Here is a 25,911-nt window from a genome sequence, read left to right as displayed (position 1 = left end):
CTTTTTAAGCTAAATTATGTCCATTTGCACAAAAGAAATGTACAATAGAACAAAGGGAAATAACAGATATAAACGTGATTTGTACAGTTAATTTCTAACCATATATTTCTATGCACATTTTTACATCTTTTCTCAAGAGTAACAAGCGAACACTAATGCTTTTGCTATTGATTTTTACCAACGGATATCTTTTTGCACAGCAGGCAACCATTACCGGTGTTGTAAAAACAGCTCCCGATAATTTGGGGATGCCCGGCGTAAGTATTCGCCTAAAAGGCACAACAATTGCAACCTCATCAGATGCTAACGGAAACTTTAGCATTAAGGTTCCGGCTAAGGCAGGGATCTTGGAATTTACTTCTGTAGGTTACAAAACGCAAGAAATTCCAGTCTCTAAAACAGCAACACTGAACGTAACCTTAATTGAGGATGCATCTAACTTAAATGATGTTGTTGTGATTGGCTACGGAACAACTCGTAAACAAGATTTAACGGGCTCGGTAGCGGTAATTGGCGTAAAGGATTTCCAAAAGGGAAGCATCAGTACACCAGAGCAAATGTTATCGGGAAAAGTCTCTGGAGTTGCAATCACTTCAAATAGCGGGCAACCAGGAAGTGGAAGTACAATCCGCATTCGTGGCGGTTCTTCGCTAAATGCGAGTAACGATCCCTTATTCGTTATTGATGGCGTACCATTAGAAAGCGGTGGCGTTTCAGGAGCATCAAATCCTTTAAGTTTTATTAATCCGAACGATATTGAAACCTTTACCGTTTTAAAAGATGCCTCTGCTGCGGCCATTTATGGTGCTAGAGCGGCAAATGGCGTCATCATCATCACCACAAAAAAAGGTGTTGGTGATGCGCTTAAAGTGAGTTTCAATTCAGTAAATTCTATTTCCAAATTAACCAAACAGCTCGATGTTTTAAGCGCCGATGAAATTCGTTCCATTGTAAATTCAAAAGGAACAGTTGCGCAAAAAGCGCAGTTAGGAACTTTTAATACGAACTGGCAAGATCTCATTTATCAAGACGGTTTCTCTACAGATAATAACATCAGCATCAGCGGTGGTATAAAAAAACTGCCTTACCGCTTATCCGTTGGTTATCAAAATCAAACAGGTGTTTTAAGAACCGATCAATTGGAAAAAACTTCAGCTGCGCTGGTTTTCAATCCAAGGTTTTTTGATAATCATTTGAAATTGGATATCAACCTAAAAGGAAGCATGCAGAAAACACGTTTTGCAAATACTGCCGCCATTGGCGGTGCAGTAAGTTTCGATCCAACACAGGCCACTTACACCAACAAAACAGATTATAATGGTTATTGGGAATGGGTGAACCCTAGCACAGGGGAATTGGTAAACTTGGTGGGTCGTAATCCGGTAGGTTTGTTAGAGCAACGTGAAGATAGAGCGAAGCCGATGCGGAGTATTGGCAACGTTCAATTGGATTATAGTTTTCACTTTTTGCCAGAATTGCATGCCAATTTGAATGCTGCTTATGATGTCGCTTCGGGTAAGGGAACGGTTTATGTAGATCCAAATGCTGCAGAATCTATTTTGAGCAACGGCGTTAGCAATCAATACAAACAGAATAGAAGAAACACCGTTTTGGATTTTTACCTGAATTATGTTAAGGAATTTAAATCAATTAAAAGTAGGGTAGATGCAACTGCGGGATACTCTTACAACGATTATTTAACGACACAATATTATTTCCCTAGCTTCGATGCTTATGGAACTAAGGTTGCGAATTCTGATCCCGCTTTTGCTTTTAACAAGCCGCAATACAGATTAATCTCCTATTTTGGTAGGTTAAATTACAGCTACGATGATCGGTTTTTGTTAACGGGAACCATTCGTAGAGATGGTTCATCTCGCTTCGGTCCAGCCTTTAAGTATGGTGTATTTCCATCAGTAGCTTTAGCGTGGACAGTTAAGAATGAATCATTTTTAAAGGATAGCAAAGTTATTTCTGCATTGAAATTTCGTGCAAGTTTCGGTATTACTGGCCAGCAGGATGGGATTGGAAATTATAGCTACATGTCTACTTATGGCTTAAGTTCGTTAAATGCATCTTATCAATTTGGAAATACTTTCTATCAAATGTATCGCCCAAGTGCTTACATCGCAAATATCAAATGGGAAGAAACGGCGACAACCAACATCGGTTTAGATTTCGGTTTGTTCGATAATCGTGTAACAGGAAGTTTAGATGTTTACCAAAAGAAAACAAGCGATTTATTAAACCTGATTCCTCAGCCTGCGGGCACAAACTTTTCTGCAAATGCCATTGTAAATGTTGGCGATATGGAAAATAAGGGTGTGGAGCTTACATTGGGTTTTATCCCGATTAAGGGTGAAGATTTTAACTGGGATTTCAGTTTTAATGCGACCTACAATAAAAACACCATCACCAATTTAACAGTTGTGCCGAACGATCCAAACTATGCGGGTTTCCCTAGCGGAACCATTGCTGGTGGTATTGGCGGGCAAAATGCTTTCATTAATGCTGTCGGCGGACCGAAAAGTACGTTCAACCTATTCGAACAAACTTACGATACAAATGGAAACCCAATAGAGGGTGTTTATGTAGATCAAAATGGCGATGGAATTATCAATGAAAGTGATTTCAAAAAGGGAAAACAAGCTGATCCTAAATTGTTCTTGGGCTTCAGCAATAATTTCAGCTATAAAAAGTGGAATTTATCTTTCACACTTAGGGCAAATCTTGGTAACTACGTTTACAATAATAATTTTAGCCAAAGTGGAAATTTAAATCAGATTTTGGGTACCGCAGTAATCTTAAATGCATCACCAAACTACTTGACAACAAACTTTAAAGCGCAACAATTACTGAGCGATTATTATCTTCAAAATGCCTCTTTCCTGAGGATGGATAACGTTAATCTTGGTTACGCATTCGGGAAAATTCTGAAAACAAAAGCTAATCTACAATTAACGGCTAGTGTTCAAAATGTATTCGTGATTACTAAATATCAAGGTTTGGATCCAGAGGTTGCTTCGGGTGTAGATAATAACATCTATCCAAGACCACGCATTTTCTCTTTGGGCTTAAATGTAAATTTTTAAGATTATGAACTGCTTTAACAAAAAATATATGAAACTACGCGTTTTACAATTATTCATTCTGGCTTGTACGACTGCGGTTTTTACCTCATCGTGCAACAAGTTAGATTTGGTACCAACAAACGATCTTACTGCTGATAAAGTTTATACTTCGGCGGCGGGTTACAAACAATCGTTGGCAAAGGTTTATGGCGCTTTCGCCTTAACGGGAAATGCATCTACAGGTCTGCCAGATATTCCAACTGAGATTATTAAGGATGAAGGAAATTCAGATTTTCTTCGTTTGTATTGGAATTTACAGGAAATTACTACTGATGAGGCCGTTTGGTCTTGGCAAAATGATGCAGGTATTCAAGGTTTGCATGAACAAAGTTGGTCGTCGATTAACTCGATTATCAATGGATTGTATTATCGCTCGTTTTTCCAGATTACGCTTTGTAATGATTTTATCAATCAATCATCAGATGATAATTTGAGCAAAAGAGGAATTGTGGGTGTTGATGCAGATCAGGTTCGCAGATTTAGGGCTGAGGCTCGCTTTATTAGAGCATACCAATATTCAGTTTTAATGGATATTTATGGCAACCCACCAATGGTAACCGAAACCACTGAAATTGGGGGCAAGGATTTACCAAAGCAAATTGCCCGTAAAGATTTGTTTGCTTATGTAGAATCAGAACTTAAGGCCATCGAAAATGATTTAGCAGCGCCGAAAGCGAATGAATATGGTCGTGTAGATCGTGCTGCTTCTTGGGCTTTGCTTTCGAGAATTTATCTAAATGCTGAGGTTTATACAGGAACAGCCAGATATACAGATGCGATCACCTATTGCAATAAAATTGTTGCTGCTGGATATAAACTTCATGGAAATTACCGTGAATTAACCATTGCCGATAACCATTTAAATACTGATGAAAATATTTTCACCATTAACTACGATGGTACAAGTACTCAAAATTATGGGGGTACAACTTACCTAATGCATGGACCTGCAGGGGTTCCAGGAGATGTATCTGGATCAAGCGGTAATTGGGGTGGACTTAGAATTACACAACAATTTGTGAATCTTTTTGCTGATAAAACAGGTTCGACCGATACCAGGGCACAGTTCTATATGTCTGGCCAAAATTTGGAAGTGAATGATCTTTACGTATCAACCGATGGTTATTCGAGTACAAAATTTAGAAATAAAACCAAAACTGGCACACCGGCACCACACCAAGATGTGGCCAAGGATTTCTCTGATATTGATTTTCCACTTTTCCGTATGGGCGAGACTTATTTAATTTATGCAGAGGCAGTTTTGCGTGGCGGTTCTGGCGGAAGTTTAACAACAGCTTTGGAATATGTTAACAATTTACGTACTCGTGCTTATAATGGAAGTTTAGCTGGAAACATCACTTCTAGTGCCCTAACAACCGACTTCATTTTAGATGAACGCGGTCGTGAACTTTGGTATGAGGCAACCCGTAGAACGGATTTAATCCGTTACGGAAAATTTACTACAGCAGCTTATTTATGGGCTTGGAAAGGTGGGGTGAAGGGCGGTTCTGGGGTAAACAGCAAATACAATTTGTTTCCTTTGCCTCCAACTGATCTCTCAGCCAATCCAAATCTTCATCAGAATACAGGTTATTAATTCTCTACAAAATGAAAAAAATATCTCTTCAAATGATATACACTTTCCTTTTTATCAGCCTATTTTTCGGCTGTAAAAAAGATGCAAGCACAAATATCATAACGCCGCCAACCGCGGGTTCACTGGCTTTTAAAACTTCAGTATCAAGTGTGGTTTTATCAGCCGCTACAGATGCAAGTACGGTGGTTACCTTTAATTTTAAAGCAGCAAGTTTTGGTGCAAATGTAGTTCCGACTTATTCTTTGGAATTTGATCTGCCAGCAGATACTTCTGGCGCAAACGCTTGGGCGAATGCAGTGATCGTAAAACTTCCGGCAGGTACATTAAGTAAAGCTTATTTAGGCTCAGATTTTAACTCGCTATTGGCCAATCAATTGCTTTTGCCTACTGGTACAGTAAGTACGCTAGCCATCAGACTTAAAGCAGAAGTAAACCAAAATACCGGTGCAGTTTCTGTCATCAAGCCAATTTATTCGAGCTTAACAATGGCCGTTAATCCTTACAAAGCAACCATTGAATATCCTGCCTTAATTGTTAAAGGTGGTAACTCATGGAAAACCCCAACGGTTAGATCTAATGGTTTTGTGTTAACGTCTAGTAAATTTAATTCGAAGTATGAGGGTTATTTGAACTTGCCAAATGCCGATGGTTATGGTGGCGATGCTTTTCAATTGGTTTCATCAAAAGATGCAACCAAAGTGTATGGTTGGGGCGGAACAGCAACAACCATGAATTTAACTGGCGGTAATTTGTATCTTTCTCCGTCGCCAGCTTACATGAAAGTAAATGCCGATGTAGATGCGTTAACGATCACTTATACACCTGTTAAGTTTTTCATTTCTGGTGATGATAATGGTTGGAGTACTTCATCAACACCCTTAGTTTATAATGCAACAACGATGAAGTGGGTAGCGGCAAATGTATCTTTAACCGCCGGAAAGACGTTTGTTTTTACTGCAAATGGAGGATATGATATCAGTTACAAGGTTGATGCAACTGGGGCATTGGTTTATTCTGGTGCACCAACTTGGGGCGGAATTAATATACCGATTACCAAAACAGGAATTTTTACCATTACTTTAGATCTAAGTGCTGGTGATGGAAATTATACTTACTCAGTTAAATAAGCAGTGATGTTAAAAGGAAAGAGAATGAACCGAATAAAATGGCTAGGCCTTATCTTATTGTTCGTGATTACAAGTGCTGCTTGTAAAAAATCAGTAAAAGGTGAAACACAGGTTTACCCAACTCCAGATCCTGTTGGCACTTATGCTTTAGGCGCTGACGTGAGTTGGATTACTGAAATGGAGGCTGCAGGAAAGAAGTTTTATAATGCTGCTGGTGAGCAACAAGATTTACTTAAAATATTGAAAGATAAAGGTATCAATACTATTCGTCTTCGTGTTTGGGTAAATCCAACTTCTGGTTATTGCAATACGGCTGATGTTTTGGCCAAAGCAAAAAGAGCCAAAGCGGCTAATATGAGGCTATTAATCGATTTCCATTATAGTGATTCTTGGGCTGATCCTGGGCAGCAAAATAAACCTGCAGCCTGGGTTTCGCAAGATTTTGCTACCTTAAAAACTTCTGTTTATAACCACACCGTGGATGTATTGACGGTTCTAAAAATCAATAAAATCGTTCCAGAGTGGGTTCAAGTAGGTAATGAAACCAATAATGGTATGCTGTGGAATGATGGAAAGGCATCAACAAACATGAAGAATTTTGCTGATTTAGTATTATCAGGATATAATGGTGTAAAGGCGGTTGATCCGGCGACGAAAGTTGTTGTTCATATTTCTAATGGTTACGATAACAGCTTGTTCCGTTGGATATTTGATGGATTGAAAAATAACGGTGCAAAGTGGGATGTAATCGGCATGTCGATGTATCCAACAGCAACAGATTGGTCGGCAAAAAACACGCAATGTTTAACCAATATGACTGATATGGTTTCTCGTTATGGTTCGGAAGTGATGATCTGCGAATTGGGAATGCCAGTTACGGATGCCGTTGCCTGTAAGGCTTTTATTAAAGATTTAATAGCTAAAAATAAATCACTGTCAAATAACAAAGGTTTAGGAGTTTTTTATTGGGAACCACAATCTTACAACAGTTGGAGTGGTTACAAATTAGGTGCTTTTGATGATACAGGTAAACCCACGGTGGCGATGGATGGGTTTTTGACACCCCCAACCCCCTAAAGGGGACTTTTAAAACCCAATTGGAAATACGTCATCGTAATTTGCTCAGCCATTAATAGTTGTGTTTTACCATTTTGACGATGTGGAATATACCATAAACGATAGAAAGTCAAAGCCCCCTTTAGGGGGTTGGGGGTTTACTTACAGTTGATTTCCTTTTGTTTAATAAAAACTAAAAAAGATTACTTATAATCGAACACTTTACCACATTGTCTGTATGAAATATTACATAAACGATAGAAAGTCAAAGCGCCCTTTAGGGGGTTGGGGGTTTCTTTTACTGATGCTTTTACCTGTATTTTCTTTTGCCCAAAACAAGCAAGGAATATACGTTGATGCATCTGGTGTAATCCGTTGGGAGAAAGACAACAAAAAAGCAGCATTTTTCGGTACAAATTATACTGCGCCATTTGCCTATGGCAATCGGGCAATTTTGAGAGTGGGGCAAAACGCAGAACAGGCGATTAAAGATGATGTTTATCACTTCTCCCGACTAGGTTTTGATGCTTTTCGTGTTCATGTTTGGGATCAGGAAATTTCAGATGCCAAGGGAAATTTAATCAATAACGAACATTTGCGTTTATTCGATTTTCTAATTGCTGAACTTAAAAAACGCAAGATCAAAACTTTAATTACCCCGATTGCTTTCTGGGGAAATGGCTATCCTGAGAAAGATGAAAAAACAGGTAGCTTTTCCAACATTTATGGAAAGCAAAAAGCTTTGGTTGATGAAAATGCCTATAAAGCACAAGAAAATTATTTAACGCAATTCTTTAAACATAAAAATCCTTATACAGGTTTAACTTATCAGGCAGATACAGATATTTTAGCCGCTGAGGTAAATAACGAGCCGCAACATAGCGGACCAAAAGAGCGGGCTACAGAATACGTTAATCGTATGGTTGAGGCTATAAAAAGTACTGGCTGGACTAAGCCCGTTTTTTACAATATCAGTGAATCGCCTTGGTATGCCGATGCTATTGTTAAGGCCAATGTTCAAGGCCATAGTTTCCAGTGGTACCCAACAGGATTGGTTGCTGGGCATACTTTACAAGGGAATTATTTGCCCAATGTTGCACAATACAAAATCCCTTTTGATACGATTCCTGCGTTTAAAAACCGTGCTAAAGTGGTTTATGAATTTGATGCTGGCGATGTGATGCATCCGATTATGTACCCGGCAATGGCCAGAAGTTTTAGGGCTGCAGGTTTTCAATGGGCAACGCAATTTGCTTACGATCCAATGGCAACCGCTTACGCCAACACCGAATATCAAACGCACTACTTAAATTTAGCTTACACGCCATCAAAAGCAATAAGTATGTTAATTGCCTCAAAAGTTTTTCATCAGAATAAAAGATTGGAAAATTCGAATGATGAAAATGCTTTCGGATCTTTCAAAATAGATTACAAAAATTCGCTCAGTGAGATGAATAGCGACGAGGAATTTTATTATTCAAATTCGACATCTTCGCAGCCTTTAAATTCTAAAAAGTTAATGCATATTGCTGGAGTGGGTAGCTCAAAAATTATTAAATATCAAGGTAGAGGGGCTTATTTTGTTGATCAAGTTGAGGCTGGAGTTTGGCGTTTAGAAGTTATGCCTGATGCTATTTTAATAAAAGATCCATTCGAAAAAGCATCGCCAAAAAAAGCGGTAACGCTAATTAACTGGGCAACTTTGCCAATAGAGATTAGCCTGCCAGATTTGGGTGATGGGTTCATTGTAAAAGGTTTAAATCAAGGAAATCTTATTAATTTAATTGCATCGAAAAGCGGTTTTATGGTTTCCCCTGGAAGTTATTTGCTGATAAAAAAGAAGCTAAAAACCAGTTTGAATGCACAAAGCAAGTATGAATGTATAACTTTGGGAGAATTCGTTGCACCGAAAGCCTCAGCTTCAACTGTATTGGTGAAGCATCAGGCTTTATCAACCGTTTCAGAAAACACACCTTTTAGTGTAAATGCTGAAATTATTGGTTTAACACCAAACGACTCCGTTTTTGTTCAATTGAATGCTGCAAATCGCTGGAATAATATCCCAATGCAGAAAGCGGATGGTTACAGTTTCTCAACTGAAATTCCTGCGGAACAAGTTAAAAATGGACTGATGAAATACCAAATTATTATTCATCAATCAAATGGCGATTATGTAACTTTTCCTGCAAACGAAAAAGGAAATCCCTATGCTTGGGATCGATTGGAGTATGCAAGTTATGAAACCTTTGTCGCAGGAAAAGAATCAGTACTGGAGATTTTTAATGCGACCGAAGACGGTAAAAACATCAATATTTACAATCCCGATTGGGCAAACAATAAGGTCGAATATCTTTCAGATGAAAATCCATCGGAACTCAGTTTAAAGCTATCGATGAATCAGCCTCAGGCAAATCAATTGATGGGTTTTCAAAGTTTTTTTGCCGATAAAATGGCTGGAAGATTAACTGAACTTAACCAATTCAAAATGTTAGTCATTAAGGTGAAATCCAATGTTGAAAACGCAAAAGTTAAGATGGGTTTAATTGATGCTGATGCACATTTCTTCTCCACTGAAATTTCATTAAATAAAGAATTTCAGTTAATTGAGATTCCGTTAAACCAACTGAAATCTGATGCTCAACTTTTACTGCCAAGATCATATCCTGGTTTTTTACCGCTTTATTATCAAGCTAAAAACCAAGCTGTTTTTAATTTGAAAAACGCAGAAAAAATTGAAGTTACTTTTGGCTATAATTCCAATAAATTACCTGTTAATATTTCCATTGAAAATATTTATTTAAAATAATATCACCATACATGTTGCGATTTAAAACCATCTTCCTCACGCTTATCATTTCCAGTTGCGCTTATTTGAATGCCGTTGCGCAAAGAACCGAAATCTTGTTGGATGAGGGTTGGAAGTTTTCTAAAGGAAGTTTTCCAACCGCAGCCGAACCTAATTTTAACGATAAAGCTTGGGAAACAGTAAGTGTACCTCATGATTGGGCAATCAGTGGTCCGTTTGATAAGGAAATCGATAAACAGATAACAGCAATTACGCAAAACGGAGAAAAAGTAGCAAGTGAAAAGACAGGCAGAACTGGCGCTTTACCTTATATAGGAGAGGGTTGGTATCGGAAAAACCTTAATCTTCCAATATTAAAACCGAATCAAAAAGTGCTGTTGCAAATCGATGGTGCCATGAGCGAACCTCGGGTTTATCTCAATGGAAAACTTGTTGGACAATGGAATTACGGGTACAATTATTTTTATATCGATATCACTAATGATTTAAAATCGAACGGAAATCAATTGGCTATTCACCTTAATAATAAACCGAAATCTTCTCGTTGGTATCCTGGAGCTGGATTATATCGCAATGTTCATTTAATTATTAAGGATGAAAAAAGTGTCGATCAATGGGGAATAACTGTAACGACGCCAATTGCAAAAAAGGAATTTGCCAAGGTTAATATCAAGACTAAAATTACGGGCAACAATGTTCGGTTAGTTACTCAGATTTTAGATCAATCAGGAAAGCAAATAGCTATAGATACTGCGAAATCATTTTTTGGTAATGAGGCTGATCAAAATATTCCGATTTCCAATCCAAATCTTTGGTCGCCAGAAGCGCCTTATTTATACACTTCGGTTTCGAGTGTTTATGATGGGAATGTGCTTAAAGACGTAGTGAAAACCAGGTTTGGCGTAAGAGAAATTAGCTATCAAGCCAACAAAGGATTTAGTTTAAACGGACAAGTGAGAAAGTTCAAAGGCGTTTGTTTACACCACGATCTTGGTCCGCTGGGAACTGCCATAAATACTGCCGCATTACGGAGACAACTTACTATTTTAAAGGAAATGGGTTGCGATGCAATCAGAAGTTCGCACAACATGCCATCGCCAGAGCAATTGGAATTGTGTGATGAAATGGGTTTTATGTTCCTTGCAGAAAGTTTCGATGAATGGGCAAAGGCCAAGGTAGAAAATGGTTATCATTTATACTTCGATACAGATGCCGAAAAGGATATTGTAAATTTAGTCAAAGCGACAAAAAATCATCCATGTATTGTAATGTGGAGTTCGGGCAATGAGGTTCCAGATCAGTTTGGTGCTGAAGGTGTAAAAAGAGCAAAATGGTTGCAAGAAATTTTCCATCGAGAGGATCCAACTCGTCCGGTAACGGTTGGAATGGACCAAGTTAAAGCAACCATGCAATCTGGTTTTGGTGCTTTGCTGGATGTTCCCGGTCTAAACTATCGTGTTCACCTTTATAACGACGCCTATACAGCATTTCCCCAAGGATTCATTCTAGGATCAGAAACGGCCTCTACAGTTAGCTCCAGGGGAATTTATAAATTTCCGGTAGTAAAAGGATTCGATAAACAGTATGAAGACTTCCAATCTTCATCGTATGATATGGAATATTGTAGCTGGTCTAATTTGCCAGATGATGATTTTGTAATGCAAGATGATAAACCTTGGGTTATTGGCGAATTCGTGTGGACAGGCTTCGATTATTTGGGAGAACCAACACCTTACGATACCAGCTGGCCATCAAGAAGCTCTTATTTCGGGATTTCTGATTTAGCAGGTTTACCGAAAGATCGCTACTATCTATACAAAAGTAGATGGAACAAAACCGAAGCAACTTTGCATATTTTACCACATTGGAATTGGGAGGGAAGAGAAGGACAAACCACTCCAGTTTTTGTTTACACCAGTTATGATAGCGCAGAACTTTTTCTTAACGGTAAAAGTTTGGGCATTCGGAAAAAAGATAAATCATCACCTCAAAACCGTTACCGTTTAATGTGGATGGATGTTAAATACGAACCTGGAACGCTTAAGGTTGTCGCTTTAGATAGCAATGGAAAACCAGTAAAAGAGGCGCAAGTTAAAACAGCAGGTAAGCCAGCGAAGATTATTTTAACAGCCGACAGAAATGAAATTACTGCTGATGGAAAAGATTTGTCTTACGTAACTGTTTCTGTCGTTGATAAGAATGGTAACATTTGTCCAACTGCTACTGATCAACTAAATTTTGAAGTAACAGGAGCAGGGAAATTTAAGGCTGTTTGTAATGGCGATGCAACTTCGCTTGAATCATTTGAGATGCCAACCATGAAATTGTTTAGTGGGAAGCTTGTGGTTACCATTATATCTGATAAAAAAGGCGGTAAAATACAATTGAACGTAAAAGGTAAATCGCTAACCAGCGGATTAATAGAAATTGTTTCGACTAAATAATGGATTAAATTCAATTTCAGGAGGACTAAGCATGAAAGATGCTGAATCAAGTTCAGCATGACGAGGTGGTTAGGCATGGTTGTAATGGCGATGGGTAGGCAAAATGCCAAAACAACTTACATAAACGCTCGTCCTCCTGAACTTGGTTCAGGATCTTAATAGCAGGAACGCTTAGCATGAAAGATGCTGAATTAAGTTCATCAGGAGGAATTGACTGAACCAAGTATTAAAACACTTTACACGAACTGTCGTCTTCCTGAACTTGATTCAGGATCATAATAGCAGGAACGCTAAACATGAAAGATGCTGACCATGAAGTAGCTACAAGACCTAACAATAAAATAAATAATACTTGTAAATCAAATTCACCATTACGTAATCGGCAAGAAACCGAAATCCTCAAACCTAATTCAACAAACCATAACACTGTGAAGCAATTTCATACTCTTCATTTGTTGGAATCACCAAAATCCTAACTTTCGAATTACGAGAACTTACATCCATAATGCCTCCATTATATTGCGCATTTGCATCATTATCTAGCTCAATTCCCAAATAATCCAATTCCCTACAAGCACTCTCACGCATTGCCATATCGTTTTCGCCAACACCTGCCGTAAAAATAATTGCATCTACACCATTCATAACCGCGGTGTAAGCGCCAATAAACTTTTTAATTCGGTAAGCGTAAAGCTCCAGGGCCAAAATTGCATCATCATTTCCCTCAGCTACCAACTTTCTAATGTCACGCATATCACTCGATCCGCCAACGCCTAACAAGCCAGATTCTTTATTAAAAAGTGTGCTCAGTTGCGAAAGACTATAACCGGCATGTTCAATTAAGTGAAAAATAACCGATGGATCAATATCGCCAGATCTTGTGCCCATTACCAAGCCACTTAGCGGCCCAAAACCCATACTGGTATCAATCGATTGACCATTTTTAATGGCTGTCATGCTACATCCATTGCCTAAATGAATACTGATAATCTTCGATTCCTTTTTATCAAGCCACATTATAGCTTGCTCACTTACATATTTGTGACTTGTTCCATGGAAACCATAAACCCGAATTCCATCTTCCTTATAATATTTATCTGGAATGGCATACCTAAATGCTTCTGCTGGAATGGTTTGATGAAAAGCAGTGTCAAAAACGGCTACTTGAACAGCATTTTTGAAAGTTTGCTCTGCTACCTCAATGCATTTTAAATTAACTGGATTATGTAGTGGCGCAAGCGAGAATAATTTTTTTATCTGCGCTTTCACCTCATCAGTAATCAAAGTTGGGCCCGAAAAATGTTCTCCGCCATGCACAACTCTATGGCCGACGGCAGCAATATCTTCAGGACTAGCGATTACCGGTTTTTCACCGCCAGAAAGCATTGCTAAAACTTGTTTAAGTGCCTCGCCATGATCTGCAATACTTCCCGATTTTTCGGTTACCAATTTCTCTCCGTTGGAGAAAACAGTATGTTTAATATATGATCCATCGATTCCAATTCGCTCAACCAATCCGCTGCAAATTGGCGATTGGTTTGGCATTTTGAAAAGTTGATATTTTAGGGAACTGCTTCCCGAATTGATTACTAAAATGTTCATTTCTAAATTTCCTGACATTGAATGGCTGTAATTACAACCGTGTTAAAAATATCATCTACCGTACAGCCACGACTAAGATCGTTAATTGGCTTATTCAATCCTTGCAGCATTGGGCCAATGGCCAATGCACCTGTTTCTCGCTGTACAGCTTTGTAAGTGTTATTTCCTGTATTTAAATCGGGGAAAATTAATACACTTGCCCGGCCTGCAACTTCAGAATTTGGCAGCTTTTGCTTTCCAACAATTGGATCAACAGCGGCATCATATTGTATCGGACCCTCAATTTTTAAATCTGGAAACCGCTCGCGTACAATCGCGGTAGCTTCTCTAACGCGTTCCACATCTTCGCCCTCGCCAGATGTTCCCGATGAATACGATAACATGGCAATTCGTGGTTCGATGCCAAATCTGGCGCTACTTTCTGCTGATGAAATGGCAATCTCTGCCAATTGTTGTGCCGTTGGATTAGGGTTTACCGCACAATCGCCGAAAATAGCAACACGCTCTGGTAAACACATAAAAAAGATTGACGAAACCACCGAAACACCTGGTTTAGTTTTTACAAATTGAAGCGCTGGTCTGATGGTGTGTTGCGTAGTATGTACCGCTCCAGAAACCATTCCATCGGCATCGCCCTTGTAAACCATCATCGTTCCGAAATAAGAAACATCAGTCATCATATCTCGAGCCATTTCCATGTTTACGTTTTTGGCTTTTCGAAGCTCGTAAAGGGTTTCTACATAATTATCATAATGTGCTGAAGATGCCGGATTGTGGATGTGAATGGCATTAAGGTCAAGAGTTAAACCTAAACGTTTGATCGAATTTCCAATCTCAATCGGGTCGCCAAGCAAAGTAATATCCACAATATCTTGAGCAATTAATTTTTCTGTCGCCTTTAATATTCTATCATCATTTCCCTCTGGAAGAACGATGTGTTTTTTCGATCGCTTTGCCCATTTTACCAATTGATATTGGAACATGTGCGGCGTAATCCCTTGATAACTAAACGTGATTATTTTATCGTCTAACGCTTTTAAATCGACATGTCTTTCAAAAATATCGATTGCCAATTCGATTTTCTTTTTATTATCTATCGTAATTTTGGAGTGGATAGCACCGATTGTGGTGGTGGTTTCAAATGTTCCCTTTTGAACAGCAATAATCGGAATAATGGTTTGCAATCCCTCGATTAAGCGAATCATAGGTTCATCGGGCAAAGTTCCAGCGGTCAAAACGATTCCTGCAATTTTTGGGTAATTGGCCGATAGATTTGCCTGCAAAGATCCAATAATAATATCTCCACGGTCGCCCGGTGTAACAATTAGGAGATTATCCTTTATGTGCCTCAAAAAATTGGGAAGCATCATGGCACCCGTCACGAAATTATCTACCTGATTATCCATTAAATCGGCGCCAAAAAGTACATCTGCATTTAGCGCAGCGGTAATTTCTTTCATCGTCGGACTTTGCAAACCGCTTTCAATTGGTATCACAGCAATCAACAATTCCGGCGGAAGCTGGTTTGTTAACGCTTGCTTAATGCGATCTGCTTCCTCTGGATTAACCATGTTTGCTACTACGCCTAAAACCTGAACATCCCTCAATAAAAAGTTACGGTAAATATTAATGGCCGATTTAAAAGTTTCGCTTGCCGTTTTATTCTTTCCAGAAACAACAATGAGTACAGGAGCACCCAAGTTTTTCGCCATCAAAGCATTCGATTCAAACTCAAAAGCACTGCCTTCGCCAAGAAAATCGCTCCCCTCAATTACGGTAAAATCATAATTATCTTCGAGTTTTTTATACTTACTAATAATGGTATTGATGATTGCACTACTATCTTCCGATTGATGAAGCATATCTTGTCGCGTAAAAGCGAAAGCATCTTCATAAGGTACAGGAAGTGAAAAATAATCAAGCATGGCTTGAACATGTTCATCTTTTTTATTCGGATCTTCTTGCGCAATAATTGGCTTGAAATAACCAACCTTTTGTGTTTTAGCCAGTAACATATTAATCATGCCAAAGGCGATCACTGATTTTCCGGTATAAGGCTCTGCTGATGCAATAAAGATGTTTTTAGTCATGGGTAGGATCGTAAGATATGAAAACCAACAGCGACGAATATAGTTGTAAAATTTATAAATCGGTTAAAAACAAATGTCAATCGTTTGCATTTTATTTTCTTTGATAAGCATTAAAATCCATTCGCCTTGCGGCATGTAACGATGTTTGGAAACCGCAATTGATGATTGAAAAACCTTGGCTGTGTTATTGTCGGGGCTGAAGCTACCATAAAAATGCTCCCGTTCATTTTCAAGAAACACTTGCAAATCAAATTCTGCTTACGAAACTTTATTCCGTTTATTATAACGCCAACCAAGGGCTTAATTTTTAAGGCTTAGCTAGCTTGATGTGGTTATTATTTGGAAATGAATGGTTCTGAACCTTTGGCATCTTCCGCCCCGCTTTACCTATTGCCGTGAAAAACGGCATTCGTTCAATCGGGTTTAGGTACATAGTACAGTGCAACAACGCCTTTGTTGAAGTAATAAATGTTTAAAAAAACATGCCTTCTTAGGAACGGCAGCCCCCGATTTAAGCATTTGTCATTCATTTTTTAGGTATGCTTGCTTGTTGTATAGGTTTTCTATCGGGGCTAAAGCAGCCATAAAATGCTACCGATCATTTTTAAGAAAAAAATGCCAATGAACCCCAAAAGTTCAAAACGCTTTAAAAGGTTTGCCACAGATTATAGCAAAATCAGCTTTTTAGATTCGGCATCAAGTTTAAAAAAGCCTGAGAATTTGCACTGTATTTCTTTTTATCAAGCTTAAAATAGAAAGCACCTTTTTTCGAGCCTGAACGATCTTTTTCTTCGAGTTTGATTAATAAACCCGTAGAAGTGATTTTACGACTGAAATTTCTAGTATCGATTTTGGTATCATTTACTTCCTCAAATAAGGTATGAAGTTGCGGGATGGTGAATTGTTTAGGCAGCATTTCGAACAAAATAGGGTGTAATGCAGCTTTATACCTTAGTTTTTTTCTAGCATCGGCAACCATTTCATTGTGATCGAAAATTAACTTCGGACGATCGTTAATCAAAAACCACTCCGCTTCGTAATCATCGTTCAACTGCGTTTCATATTTGTGAATATCAATTAAGGCAAAGTAACCAACCGAAAGCGTTCGCTCAATTGGATCGCGGCTAGGTTCGCCATAAATTTGCAGTTGCTCCAAATAAACACCTTCCAAGCCGGTCATTTTTTTAAGCACACGGTTTGCTGCATCATCCGGACTTTCATCTGCACCAACAAAGCCACCCATTAAACTCCACTTGTTTATTTCGGGCTCCAAACCCCTTTTAACCAATAAAATTTTAAGGTGTTCGCCATCAAATCCAAATACAATGCAATCTACAGCAACTAAGTAATGCGGCTGTCTGGAATACTCTATCATCTTTTATAAGTGGTTTGAAAGCTTAATATGTCTATTTTTTTACGAATATAAAAATTATTATTAATTGTCGTTTTGACAATTAATAATAATTTTATAATTTGCGCCGTAGATAACTAAACCACAAATAGTTTTAGGTTCTAACCAATACAAATAAAAACATGAATCAAACATTCGAACTGGACAATAATCCGCATACACGATTAAATATTTTAACAGGCGAGTGGGTTTTGGTATCTCCACACCGCACTAAAAGACCTTGGCAAGGTAAGGTTGAGGATATTACTCCTGATGACCGCCCCGAATACGATCCGAAATGTTATTTATGTCCGGGAAATGGTAGGGCAGATGGCGAAACCAATCCAGATTACCAAGACAGTTTTGTTTTTAACAATGATTTTGCTGCATTGTTGGCAGATACGCCATTGGGGAAAATGAATGAGGATGATTTGCTGGTTGCGAATAACCAACGAGGTGTTTGCAAAGTAATCAGCTTTAGTCCGAAACACAACCTCACTTTACCAGAAATGAGTGTGGAGGCCATTACTGCGGTGGTTAATGTTTGGCAAAGCGAATTTAATAGCTTAACAGAAAATGAATGGATCAAATACATTCAGATTTTTGAGAATAAGGGCGAAATTATGGGTTGTAGCAACCCACATCCACATGGCCAAATTTGGTCGCAAAGCGATATTCCTTTAGAAATTGTAAAGGAAACTGCTCGCCAGAAAACTTATTATGCCATACACAGAAGAAGTTTGCTTGCTGATTATTTGAAATTGGAGCTTAAAAAAGCGGAGAGAATTGTTTTTGAAAACGATCATTTTGTGGTGCTAGTTCCATTTTGGGCAGTTTGGCCTTATGAAACAATGATCATCAGCAAACGCCATATCAACAGCATTAAACTTTTTACCACTACTGAAAAAATTGCCTTAGCCGAGGCAATAAAAATCACTACTACGAAGTACGATAACCTTTTCGAAACCTCGTTTCCATATTCTGCAGGAATGCACCAATCGCCAGTTAACAATGGCGATTACCCAGAATGGCACTGGCACATGCACTTTTTCCCACCGTTATTACGCTCTGCCTCCGTAAAGAAATTTATGGTTGGTTACGAAATGCTGGCAAATCCGCAACGCGATATTACGCCAGAATTTGCGGCAAATCGCTTGAGAGAAATGTCAACCGAACACTATAAAATCAGCAAGTTAGCTGAAAATCAAAATAGCTAAAAATGAATTTAGAACATTTAAAGGCAACATTTAAAAGCCTTTTCCATGCAGATCCATTGGTGGTTCGTTCTCCGGGACGAATTAATATTATTGGTGAGCATACCGATTACAATGAGGGTTTTGTAATGCCTGCAGCGATAGATAAGGCAATTTACGTTGGCATTTCAAAAAGAGATGATCATGAAGTTCATTTATTCTCAGAAAGCTACCAAAAGCTGGATGTATCGTCAATAAAAGACCTTAAAAAATCGGATAACGATTGGGCAAACTACATTCTTGGTGTAGCAGATCAAATTCAAAAAAGAGGCTACATTTTGGGTGGTTTCAATTTTTATATTGATGGCGATGTGCCCTTGGGTGCAGGTTTATCATCATCTGCAGCTGTTGAATGTGCTACAGGTTATGCATTAGATCAACTGTTCGGACTTTCCATTTCAAAAATGGATATTGCCTTGATCGGGCAAAAAGCCGAACAGATTTTTGCTGGTGTTAACTGCGGAATTATGGATCAGTTTGCCTCTGTTTTTGGTAAAAAGGACCATGCCATAATGCTCGATTGCCGCTCGATGAAATACATTTACATTCCGCTGGAATTAGATGGTTATAAATTGGTGCTACTAAATACCAATGTTAAACACTCGCTTGCAGATTCTGCCTACAATAAAAGAAGAGCAGCTTGTGAGCAAGGCGTGGAATGGGTTAAGGAAAAATTCCCAAATGTAAATAGTTTACGTGATGTAGATTTATCGATGCTGGAGGCTTACGTAAAACCAAAAGATCTTGATGTTTACACCAAATGCAGTTTTGTAGTACAAGAAATCGGTCGCCTTTTAAATGCCGCAGAACAATTGAAAAACGGAAACTTGCCAGCTTTAGGTAAACTGATGTTCGAAACGCATAAAGGTTTGAGCGAAGATTACCAAGTAAGTTGTGCTGAATTGGATTTTCTTGTAGATGCGGTAAAAGATCTTGAGTATGTTTTGGGCGCCAGAATGATGGGCGGTGGTTTTGGTGGTTGTACCATCAATATCGTAAAGGAAGAAAATATCGACGATTTAATTGAAAACCTTACTGCTCAATACGCAGAAAAATTCGGACTAAAACTTGGTGCATACACCGTAACTACAGATATGGGAACGAGCGTTGTAAGCTAAAACTATCATCATAACCAAATAAATAAAATGAAACATAATTTACTAGACACGAAAGATTACATTGTATTTGCAGTGTATTTCGTTATTGTAGCGGCTTACGGTCTCTACATTTACAATAAGAAAAAGTCTGAATCTACAGGTTCGAAAGATTATTTCCTTGCCGAAGGTTCTTTAACATGGTGGGCAATTGGTGCTTCGCTTATTGCTTCGAATATTTCTGCCGAGCAGTTTATCGGCATGAGTGGCTCGGGCTTTAAAATGGGTTTAGCCATTGCTACTTACGAATGGATGGGCGCCGCAACCTTAATTGTTGTTGCTGTGTTTTTTATTCCGGTGTATCTAAAAAATAAGATCGCTACAATGCCCCAATTCTTGCATCAACGCTATAACGGAACGGTTGCCATGATTATGGCGGTGTTCTGGTTATTGCTTTATGTGGTAGTTAACTTAACCTCAATCCTATATTTGGGCGCATTAGCAGTGAGCAGTATTTCTGGCTTCGATCTCGATTTCTGTATGTACGCTATTGCTGCATTTGCTATCATTATTACCCTTGGCGGGATGAAAGTAATTGGTTATACCGATGTTATTCAGGTTTTCTTTTTAATTCTTGGTGGTTTAGCAACAACCTATTTGGCCTTAAATTTGGTTTCAACACATTATGGAACCAGTGGTATTTTAGAGGGTTATAATTTAATGACTTCTAAAGCTTCGGAGCATTTCCACATGATCTTAAAACCTGATAATGAAAATTACATCGATTTACCGGGTTTGAGTGTGCTTGTTGGTGGTATGTGGATTGTAAACCTAAACTATTGGGGTTGTAATCAATACATTACGCAACGGGCTTTGGGCGCAAACTTAGAAACCGCTCGTGGCGGACTTCTTTTTGCAGCGCTATTGAAACTCTTAATGCCAATTATTGTGGTTTTACCAGGTATTGCGGCTTATGTTTTATACAAGGACGGTGCTTTTCAGGCAGAAATGATTCAAGATGGTGCTGTGAATCCAGATCGTGCCTATCCAGTTTTATTAAATCTTCTTCCGGCAGGATTAAAAGGGCTTTCTTTTGCGGCTCTAACGGCTGCAGTAGTGGCTTCATTGGCTGGTAAGGCAAATAGTATCGCTACCATTTTCACTTTAGATATTTATAAGAAAGTATTAAAGGTAGATGCTACAGAGAAAAACTTGGTTAACACTGGTAAGGTTTCTATTGTTGTGGCGATGATTCTCGGCGTTTTAATTGCTCCACATTTAGGTATCGATAAAAAAGGTGGTTTCCAATATATTCAAGAATATACAGGTTTCGTATCGCCAGGTATTTTTGCCATGTTTATTTTAGGCTTCTTCTGGAAAAGAACTACTTCAAGCGCAGCTTTATTTGCAACAATTGGTGGTTTTGGTTTATCAATATTCTTGAAATTCTTACCAACCATGGCCGATCTTTCGTGGTTATCAGGTATGGGATTCTCGGTAAAAAATGCAGTTGGCGTTTATGAAATTCCTTTCTTAGATAGAATGGGCTTTGTATTTGTATTCTGTATTGTTGGAATGTTCATCATCAGCATGTTATCAAACAAACTTAAAGCAGAAGAAAAAGGACTTGCTATTGATGCTAAAATGTTTAAAACCTCTACAGGTTTTGCGGTTGGTGCATTATTAGTTTTAGGTTTAATCGTAGCGCTGTACAGCGTTTATTGGTAGAAATCCAAACCAAATAAATACTATGTGTAGGGATAAAGTCTTTTGATTTTATCCCTTTTTTATGAAACGATTATTTACCCAGACCATCAGGATCAAAATCCAAGGAAACCGAATTCATGCAATAACGTTTGAAAGTAGGGGCAGGACCATCATCGAAAATATGACCCAAATGCGAATCGCATCTTCCGCAACGTACTTCAACCCTTTCAAAGCCTAAGGAATTATCGGTTTTGTAAATGGTACTTCCTTTATGGGTAGTTTCGAAAAAACTTGGCCAACCGCAATCACTGGCGAATTTGGCTGTTGATCTGAATAATTCATTTCCGCAAACAGCACAATAATAAGTTCCCTTTTGTTCCGAATTCCAGAGCTTTCCTGTAAAAGCTCTTTCAGTTGCATTTTCTCGAGCCACAGCATATAATTCTGCTGGCAAAATCTTCTTCCACTCCGAATTTTTTACTTTCAGCTTTTTGGTATCCGTTCTCGAATAATAGGGGTTCTTAACTGGGGCTGACTTTTCCTGGGCAATTGCAGCACAGCTGATGCTGATTAGGATGATGATATTCGCTAAAAGTTTCATGATGTCTTTTTAAATCTTAATCAATGTAACGATAAAGATTGCTTATTGGATTTGGCGAACCGTAAATATTACACAGCGCTTATTTAGGTGTAAGCTTTCTCACCAACCAAGGCAAGGTAAGTCCTTGGCCAATTAACGTAAATAATACCACAACTATCGAGATGAAAATAATGGCGTTCCGTTGTGGAAAAGCACTTCCATCTAATAAAGTTGCAGGCAATCCAATCGCAATGGCTAAGGAAACAATTCCCCTCATACCAGACCAGCTGATGATTAAGCTGTCTCTTAAATCCAATAATGCTTCTTCTTTTGCATTTTTTCTGCCCTTATTAAATGCTTTCTGCAAACTAAACCGATGAAGAAACACCCGTACAATTCTAATTAGAAGTGCCACAATGGTAATCACAAAAGAATAGCCGATGTATAGGAAAATATCATTCGTATTAAAACTTTTGTAGATGTATGGAAATTGTAAGCCAATGAGGATGAAAATCAAGCCATTAAGCAGAAATATGATAATGTCCCAAATGTTTTTTGATTGCTTTTTAAATTCTTCAGGGAAAACCTGATTGCTTAATCTAGAAATTCCCAAGCCTAATATAACTACCGCGATAACACCCGATACATGAACTTCTTCCGCAATAAGATAGGTAACAAATGGTGTTAAAAGCATTAAGCCAATGGTTGCTAACCTATTATTGTGTATTCTTTTTATAATAAATTCTAGGGTTTTAGCCATGATCACACCAATCAATAATCCACCTGCCATTAATGCCACAAATGTTAAAGAGGCTTTCCAAAATACAAATGCAGTTCCGGTTACGGCAGCCACCGCAAAACGATAAGCTACCAATGCCGAAGCATCGTTTACCAAACTCTCGCCCTCTAAAATGGTGTTCGCTTTGTGCGATAATCCTAAACCTTTTGTAATGCTCATCGCCGCAACGGCATCGGTAGCAGAAAGTATAGCACCCAAAACGAAAGATAACGGCCAGGTCATGTTTGGAATCATGTAATGCGCCACAACCGCAATCCAAATGGTGGTTAAAAATACGAGTGTTATAGAAAGGGTAGAAATGGTGCTGATGTTCGTTTTAAATTCCTTAAAAGAAATATTAAAGGCGGCATCATATAAAAGCGGCGGCAAAAATATTAAGAATATAATATCGGGATTAATGTCTATCGCTGGCAAAGATGGTATAAATCCAACCGCAATACCAGCCACAATTAATAGAATAGGATAGGGGATTTTAATTTTATCGGCAACAGCCGATAAACCAATCATCACCACTAAAATAAAAATAACAATGCTGTAGTTTTCCATGCTGGGATCTCAAAATTATGGATACCTACTTAACCATTTCATCCCATAGTTTATGCCATGAGGTTTGCAAGAATCCCCTAGCAGGCAAAGGATAGGGAAAAATTAACGTTGTACTCTTGGCCTTTTACTTTTGTAAGCTTGACTAGCAGCTCCAACCCCGGCTGGTTTTGGTTTAAAACTTTTCTTAGGCGCTTCATCCTCACAAAGTTTAACTGTGATTACATTTCCCTTAAAAGTTTCTCCATTCAACATAGAGATGATGTTTTTGGCATCCTCAATATTTAGCAGTTCGATAAAAGCATAACCCTTACACTTTCCTGTAGCCCTATCGCGAACAACTTTAATCGTTTCAATTTTGCCATGAAGACTAACAAAAACAGCCAAATCCATCTCTTGAATATTGTCTGCAAGACCACCAATAAAAATTTTAACCATTGATTATGCGTTTTTAGACCTAACTGAATGTGGCCATTTTTAGGCTGTTATTCAGGAGAATTTTTTAACATGCGCAAATTAAGTAAAATGATGCTTTAACCCAAACTAATTGATAAAATTTAACTCATATTTTAACATTTTTTGAAGCTTAACAATACACATATATTGATCTTCATTGATATTAGCTGTACATTAGCTTATCTAATCATCTATAAGTTTTAAAAAATGAGCAATTTTAAGTTTCGAATATCCTTATTTATTTCCTTTATAATTTTTAGTTCTCAATTTGTTAGCGCAAAAGTTGTTTTGCCATCAGTTTTTAGTGATAACATGGTACTACAACAAAAAACAAATGCCGCAATTTGGGGTAAGGCAAATGCCAAGAAAGCTGTAAAGATTACAGTATCTTGGAATAAGGTAAATTATGGAACCATAGCCGATGCAGATGGAAATTGGAAAATTAAGGTGGCTACACCGAGTTACGGCGGGCCATACATCATCACCATTTCTGATGGGGAAACCATCACCCTAAAAAATGTATTAATTGGCGATGTCTGGGTTTGTTCTGGGCAATCGAATATGGAAATGCCTTTGGCGGGTTGGGGTAAAATTGCCAACTATGATCAAGAAATTGCAGATACTAATTACCCTAATATTCGCCTTTTACAGGGTGAAAAAATTACCAGTAATGTTCCTTTAAGCGATGCAAAAGTAGCCAATGGAGGTTGGCAAGAATGCAGTCCGAAATATATTGCAGAGTTTTCTTCTACGGCATATTTCTTTGCTCGAGAAGTTTATCAAAAAACAAAAATTCCAATTGGCTTAATTCATACTTCTTGGGGAGGAACAATCGCCGAAGCGTGGACAAGTGCAGAATCGCTGAAAAAAATGAGTGATTTTTCTGCTGCAGTTGATAAAATTCAAAACGCTGCGAAAAACTCATCAACAACAACTTATGAGGATAAATTAAGCAATTGGATGAAATTATCTAGTGCCAAGGATTCTGGATTTGTAAATGGTCAGCCAAAATGGAATGCCACTGATGCCGCACAATGGAAAACGATGCAAATTCCAACGCTTTGGGAAGATGCTAGTCTTAAGGATTTTGATGGAATTGTTTGGTTTGCTAAAAAGATAAATGTACCTGCCAATTGGGCAAGCGGAAATATCCAGCTTAATTTAGGTGTTATCGATGATAATGATATCACTTATGTAAACGGTCTTAAAGTTGGAGAATCAATCGGCTATAACGTAGGCAGAAAATATGCGCTTCCAGCAAATTTGCTTAAGGCTGGCGAAAATGTGGTTATGGTTAGGGTATTCGATTCTGGTGGTGGCGGCGGACTTTATGACAATGCCAAGGAAATATATCTGGCCAATGCCGCTGGTGAAAAAATCTCTTTAGCTGGAGATTGGAATTATAAGGTAGGGTTAGACTTTAAAATGCTGGAGCCTATGCCAACAACAGAAAATGGACCGAACCGACCAACTGTGCTGTATAATGCAATGATTCATCCTTATATTCAATTTGCTATAAAAGGTGCAATTTGGTATCAGGGAGAAAGCAATGCCGATAGAGCTTACCAATATCGCGAACTTTTCCCTACAATGATAAAAGATTGGCGCCAGAAATGGGGACAAGGGGATTTTCCTTTCTACTTCGTTCAATTGGCAAATTTTATGAAAGTTGATGCTGAACCAGTTGAATCTGCCTGGGCCGAACTACGTGAAGCACAACTCAAAACCTTATCGCTTCCTAATACCGGAATGGCAACCATTATCGATATTGGTAACGACAAAGATATTCATCCAAAAAACAAACAAGATGTTGGTAAAAGGTTGGCATTTATAGCTTTGGCTAAAAATTACGGACAAAAAATAAACTACGCCGGACCAACTTATCTATCTCAAAAAGTTATTGGAAAACAAATTGCGCTAAGCTTCAGCAATGCTGATAGAGGATTAAAAGCAGCCAGTGGAAGCGAATTAACAGGGTTTGCAATCGCTGGTGCCGATAAGAAATTTTATTGGGCAAAAGCTGAAATTAAAGGAAATCAAATTTTAGTGGGTAGCGATAAGGTACAAAATCCTGTAGCGGTGAGGTACGCCTGGGCGAACAACCCAACTTGTAATTTGGTTGATGATGCTGGTTTGCCCGCTTCACCATTTAGAACCGATACTTGGCAAGGAATCACTTTCAATAAAAAATAATTTTAACATAGAATAAGAGAGATTATAATTCCAATGAGCTTTA

The 25,911-nt window shown here is 38.3% G+C and carries 16 protein-coding genes; 10 read left to right on the top strand and 6 right to left on the bottom strand.

Going from position 1 to position 25,911, the window contains the following annotated elements; genetic code table 11:
• Positions 1–110: 110 nt before the first annotated feature.
• From EZ449_RS11435 to EZ449_RS11410, 6 genes are all read left to right on the top strand, one after another.
• Complete coding sequence (locus tag EZ449_RS11435; RefSeq protein WP_131558799.1) at positions 111–3,092, top strand: SusC/RagA family TonB-linked outer membrane protein; 2,982 nt, start codon at positions 111–113, stop codon at positions 3,090–3,092.
• Between the two features lie 28 nt (positions 3,093–3,120).
• On the top strand, positions 3,121–4,728 hold the full coding sequence (locus EZ449_RS11430; RefSeq protein ID WP_131558797.1) for a RagB/SusD family nutrient uptake outer membrane protein: 1,608 nt from the start codon (positions 3,121–3,123) through the stop codon (positions 4,726–4,728).
• An 11-nt stretch (positions 4,729–4,739) separates the two neighbouring features.
• Entirely contained in the window at positions 4,740–5,855 is a 1,116-nt protein-coding gene (locus EZ449_RS11425) for a SusE domain-containing protein (RefSeq protein WP_225872293.1), read from the top strand.
• Between the two features lie 24 nt (positions 5,856–5,879).
• Positions 5,880–6,932, top strand: a complete 1,053-nt coding sequence (locus EZ449_RS11420) for a glycoside hydrolase family 53 protein (protein WP_205942993.1) — start codon at positions 5,880–5,882, stop codon at positions 6,930–6,932.
• A gap of 217 nt (positions 6,933–7,149) precedes the next feature.
• Positions 7,150–9,717, top strand: coding sequence for a membrane or secreted protein (locus EZ449_RS11415; protein ID WP_131558793.1), 2,568 nt, complete (start codon positions 7,150–7,152; stop codon positions 9,715–9,717).
• Between the two features lie 11 nt (positions 9,718–9,728).
• Positions 9,729–12,161 (top strand): DUF4982 domain-containing protein, encoded by a 2,433-nt coding sequence (locus EZ449_RS11410; protein WP_131558791.1) that lies wholly within the window; start codon positions 9,729–9,731, stop codon positions 12,159–12,161.
• Between the two features lie 405 nt (positions 12,162–12,566).
• Here EZ449_RS11410 and EZ449_RS11405 read toward each other — a convergent pair whose 3' ends face one another.
• The 3 genes from EZ449_RS11405 to EZ449_RS11395 all read right to left on the bottom strand — a co-directional run bounded on the left by EZ449_RS11405 (position 12,567) and on the right by EZ449_RS11395 (position 17,228).
• The gene (locus EZ449_RS11405; protein WP_225872292.1) at positions 12,567–13,781 is read right to left on the bottom strand and encodes an acetate/propionate family kinase; all 1,215 of its coding nucleotides are present in this window, start codon (positions 13,779–13,781) and stop codon (positions 12,567–12,569) included.
• On the bottom strand, positions 13,766–15,853 hold the full coding sequence (gene pta, locus EZ449_RS11400; protein ID WP_131558789.1) for a phosphate acetyltransferase: 2,088 nt from the start codon (positions 15,851–15,853) through the stop codon (positions 13,766–13,768). The genes EZ449_RS11405 and pta overlap by 16 nt, the downstream gene beginning before the upstream one ends.
• 676 nt (positions 15,854–16,529) lie before the next feature.
• Positions 16,530–17,228, bottom strand: a complete 699-nt coding sequence (locus tag EZ449_RS11395) for an NUDIX hydrolase (RefSeq protein WP_131558787.1) — start codon at positions 17,226–17,228, stop codon at positions 16,530–16,532.
• 158 nt (positions 17,229–17,386) lie between these two features.
• Between EZ449_RS11395 and EZ449_RS11390 the strand changes: the two genes are divergently transcribed.
• From EZ449_RS11390 to EZ449_RS11380, 3 genes are read left to right on the top strand one after another with little or no spacing between them, the layout of a single operon-like run.
• Positions 17,387–18,460 (top strand): UDP-glucose--hexose-1-phosphate uridylyltransferase, encoded by a 1,074-nt coding sequence (locus tag EZ449_RS11390; protein WP_131558785.1) that lies wholly within the window; start codon positions 17,387–17,389, stop codon positions 18,458–18,460.
• Positions 18,461–18,462: 2 nt separating this feature from the next.
• Positions 18,463–19,614, top strand: a complete 1,152-nt coding sequence (locus EZ449_RS11385; RefSeq protein WP_131558783.1) for a galactokinase — start codon at positions 18,463–18,465, stop codon at positions 19,612–19,614.
• A gap of 27 nt (positions 19,615–19,641) precedes the next feature.
• Complete coding sequence (locus tag EZ449_RS11380) at positions 19,642–21,318, top strand: sodium:solute symporter family transporter (protein WP_131558781.1); 1,677 nt, start codon at positions 19,642–19,644, stop codon at positions 21,316–21,318.
• Between the two features lie 70 nt (positions 21,319–21,388).
• Here the strand turns inward: EZ449_RS11380 and msrB are convergent, their stop codons facing one another.
• The 3 genes from msrB to EZ449_RS11365 form a co-directional block, all read right to left on the bottom strand.
• Positions 21,389–21,898 (bottom strand): peptide-methionine (R)-S-oxide reductase MsrB, encoded by a 510-nt coding sequence (gene msrB, locus EZ449_RS11375; RefSeq protein WP_131558779.1) that lies wholly within the window; start codon positions 21,896–21,898, stop codon positions 21,389–21,391.
• Positions 21,899–21,977: 79 nt separating this feature from the next.
• Complete coding sequence (locus EZ449_RS11370) at positions 21,978–23,222, bottom strand: Na+/H+ antiporter (RefSeq protein ID WP_131558777.1); 1,245 nt, start codon at positions 23,220–23,222, stop codon at positions 21,978–21,980.
• Between the two features lie 102 nt (positions 23,223–23,324).
• The gene (locus EZ449_RS11365; RefSeq protein ID WP_131558775.1) at positions 23,325–23,657 is read right to left on the bottom strand and encodes an RNA recognition motif domain-containing protein; all 333 of its coding nucleotides are present in this window, start codon (positions 23,655–23,657) and stop codon (positions 23,325–23,327) included.
• A gap of 225 nt (positions 23,658–23,882) precedes the next feature.
• Between EZ449_RS11365 and EZ449_RS11360 the strand changes: the two genes are divergently transcribed.
• The gene (locus tag EZ449_RS11360; protein ID WP_205942992.1) at positions 23,883–25,868 is read left to right on the top strand and encodes a sialate O-acetylesterase; all 1,986 of its coding nucleotides are present in this window, start codon (positions 23,883–23,885) and stop codon (positions 25,866–25,868) included.
• Positions 25,869–25,911: the final 43 nt, after the last annotated feature.

The sequence above is a fragment of the Pedobacter frigidisoli genome, from assembly GCF_004331675.1.
GTDB classification, from domain to species: Bacteria; Bacteroidota; Bacteroidia; order Sphingobacteriales; family Sphingobacteriaceae; genus Pedobacter; species Pedobacter frigidisoli.
The sequence above is the reverse complement of the archived record's forward strand: the minus strand, read 5'-3'. Positions and strand labels throughout refer to the sequence as shown.

Bases quoted from the DNA above. Each gene is read 5' to 3' on its own strand.
- EZ449_RS11435 (WP_131558799.1), top strand. From the start codon at position 111: ATGCACATTTTTACATCTTTTCTCAAGAGTAACAAGCGAACACTAATG.
- EZ449_RS11430 (WP_131558797.1), top strand. From the start codon at position 3,121: ATGAAACTACGCGTTTTACAATTATTCATTCTGGCTTGTACGACTGCG.
- EZ449_RS11425 (WP_225872293.1), top strand. From the start codon at position 4,740: ATGAAAAAAATATCTCTTCAAATGATATACACTTTCCTTTTTATCAGC.
- EZ449_RS11420 (WP_205942993.1), top strand. From the start codon at position 5,880: ATGAACCGAATAAAATGGCTAGGCCTTATCTTATTGTTCGTGATTACA.
- EZ449_RS11415 (WP_131558793.1), top strand. From the start codon at position 7,150: ATGAAATATTACATAAACGATAGAAAGTCAAAGCGCCCTTTAGGGGGT.
- EZ449_RS11410 (WP_131558791.1), top strand. From the start codon at position 9,729: ATGTTGCGATTTAAAACCATCTTCCTCACGCTTATCATTTCCAGTTGC.
- EZ449_RS11405 (WP_225872292.1), bottom strand. From the start codon at position 13,781: ATGTCAGGAAATTTAGAAATGAACATTTTAGTAATCAATTCGGGAAGC.
- pta (WP_131558789.1), bottom strand. From the start codon at position 15,853: ATGACTAAAAACATCTTTATTGCATCAGCAGAGCCTTATACCGGAAAA.
- EZ449_RS11395 (WP_131558787.1), bottom strand. From the start codon at position 17,228: ATGATAGAGTATTCCAGACAGCCGCATTACTTAGTTGCTGTAGATTGC.
- EZ449_RS11390 (WP_131558785.1), top strand. From the start codon at position 17,387: ATGAATCAAACATTCGAACTGGACAATAATCCGCATACACGATTAAAT.
- EZ449_RS11385 (WP_131558783.1), top strand. From the start codon at position 18,463: ATGAATTTAGAACATTTAAAGGCAACATTTAAAAGCCTTTTCCATGCA.
- EZ449_RS11380 (WP_131558781.1), top strand. From the start codon at position 19,642: ATGAAACATAATTTACTAGACACGAAAGATTACATTGTATTTGCAGTG.
- msrB (WP_131558779.1), bottom strand. From the start codon at position 21,898: ATGAAACTTTTAGCGAATATCATCATCCTAATCAGCATCAGCTGTGCT.
- EZ449_RS11370 (WP_131558777.1), bottom strand. From the start codon at position 23,222: ATGGAAAACTACAGCATTGTTATTTTTATTTTAGTGGTGATGATTGGT.
- EZ449_RS11365 (WP_131558775.1), bottom strand. From the start codon at position 23,657: ATGGTTAAAATTTTTATTGGTGGTCTTGCAGACAATATTCAAGAGATG.
- EZ449_RS11360 (WP_205942992.1), top strand. From the start codon at position 23,883: ATGAGCAATTTTAAGTTTCGAATATCCTTATTTATTTCCTTTATAATT.